Genomic DNA, 2198 nt, shown 5'->3' with positions numbered 1-2198 from the left:
CGACAAACCATCCAGCATCGGCGCTTGCAGCACCGCAAGCTCGCCGCATAACATCAACCCAAAGACGAGGCCGATACTCCGCTAATCCAAGACCCAAACTGCGCCAAATGATCTGACGACGGACAGATGACAACTACGTTTACGCTATAGCCCTATAAATGTGCCTTCGCTGACAGGGAGTAGCTTCTCTGAAATTAAAGATGTTTCTTGCGCACAGACCTGACTATCGGCGCAGGTGGTTTCGGTGGCCTTTGCTGCGTCAACGGCCTTCGGCGAGATCAGGTAAGCGTGACAACGGCGGCAGGTGGCCGCCGCTTTCTCTTTGCATTTGAGTTAGTCTAGACACCGACTCGCTTGCTTATCTCTTTGTAGTAAGCGTCCTCAAAGGCTCGGGAGTGATTAGCTCTTAAGGTTGTAATCTGAGCGACCGGTGCGGCAGGATTTTTCAGTGCAGATAGGAGGCATAGAAATTTTGCGTGTGTAATGCCGGTTCCACGGGATGGATTTGGTGCCTTTAACGCGTCAAACATTGCCTTAAATGTTGGAAGATCGGTCGCAAGTTTCATATGGAATTTGTATGTGTCGCGCACACCAGAATTTAAGGTATCCCCGAGAAGACGCTTAAGAGGCGGCTCTTCAGGCGAACCGTGAAACAAGGGCATGAACGAAGCCGCCAGACGACCCAGCCGCTCATGCGGTGACCAAATGTTTCGGGCGTCTCGAAGAGTTGTGAGAATCTGCGCGGGCGTCCCATATTTCGACAGCAGCCAAAGCCTTGAATAGAGCCCAAAGTAGCTTTGTGGGTCATTGCTCGCGATGACAGCTTCAAGCATTGCGTGACATCGCTTATTTTTGACAAATGTTTCAACAAGATAGTTTGACATCTCCACCATCGCGGCGTCATCAACAAGAAGACCTGACTGACTTGCTCTTGCTAGAATGCCCGCAATCGATGGAGTGAGGGGGGCGACTTCTTATAAACGAATAAACATTCTCTCGAACTGATGGTCTTCTTTTGACGAGATCTTCGAGAGCTTCGGGCTTCACCACAGCGCCGGTTTTGGCCGCAAGCCCCAGCCATCGCTTCAAAACCTTTTCGCCGTTCCCTGCGTCGAATGATTTTTTACGAAGTCCTTGCCTGATTCTGGCTTCAACATGAGCTCGCTGCCGGTCCAACGGAAGTCCGTGTCTCACGCGGTGATCGACGCTTGCCTGAACTGAATCTAGCCGCGCGTTCTCGAAAATTCGGAAATGTCGAATAGCCTCGGGCCGAGTAAGAATGACTGTCTTGCCGCTGTTCAAACGAACCTGCTTCGTCTGAAGGACCAGATCGACGGTCTTCAATGCCCGTTTGGCATCGACGATCGTGTCAACACCTATATCGATGTCGTCCATGTAACGCACGAAGTCTCGTCCGGGATCGCTCGCAAGGTACGAATCTAGCTCGTAGAGGAAGCAGTGCGCTAACAGGCGAGGTGCATCAAGATTGATTTGGGGCAACCCAACCTCGATGCGAGGAGTGTAATCCGGCTGCCAAAGAAGATCACCGAGGACGTATATCAGCATATCAATCACACATTCATCGACGCCGCTGATCGAGGCAATGGCGTTGCGGAGATGAACGTATGAAATACTGTCGTAGTAGTTGGCGATATCTGTTACGACGACGAACTTTCGCGTCTTTGAAAACTCGAACAGTTCTTTCTGGAAATTTAACCAGGCTGCGAACGTGCCGTAACCACTCGGTGGTGACGAGAACTTGTGATCCTTCGGTTCAAAGAATGCCTTGCTCGTAGGCGCCTTGCCTTTGATTTCAGAATAGAGAGCATCAGATAGACACTGCAAAACGATGGCATCTCGTATGCTCGGAATGACGAGCTGCCTGCAAAGCCCTTTGCTTTTTTCGACAAGGATCCGTTGCGCCTTCTGCGGTACATAATCACCCGATAATATCAAATGCGAAAGTTTTTGGCTCTCTACTTTGCGTGACACATGAAAGTCGAAATTCTCTATCCCGTCGCACATGAACTGATCGCGCATTGAGACTTTAACTTTCTCTTTCCAAATCCTTTCGTAAGCGCGACGCCGATCCCCTCCTGCCATTTTTGACTTGATCCAGCCATTCTGCGCGGATTCGCGTGACGGAGGGTTTGGATTTTGGAAGTAGACGGCAAAATGGGCGTCCATTTGGGCGGCTC

General features: G+C 50.7%; 2 protein-coding genes. Both read right to left on the bottom strand.

Features of this window, described 5'->3' with window-relative positions; all coding sequences use genetic code 11:
* Positions 1 to 338: 338 nt before the first annotated feature.
* Positions 339 to 884: a hypothetical protein gene (locus H0482_RS16415; RefSeq protein ID WP_193731110.1), complete on the bottom strand. Its 546-nt coding sequence runs from the start codon at positions 882 to 884 to the stop codon at positions 339 to 341.
* 19 nt (positions 885 to 903) lie between these two features.
* On the bottom strand, positions 904 to 2198 hold a 1295-nt coding region (locus tag H0482_RS16410; RefSeq protein ID WP_407925751.1), incomplete at its 5' end, for an RNA-directed DNA polymerase.

Source organism: Devosia faecipullorum (assembly GCF_015158295.1).
Taxonomy (GTDB): Bacteria; Pseudomonadota; Alphaproteobacteria; order Rhizobiales; family Devosiaceae; genus Devosia; species Devosia faecipullorum.
Note: the sequence above shows the minus strand (reverse complement) of the source record. Positions and strands in the feature narration are given on the sequence as shown.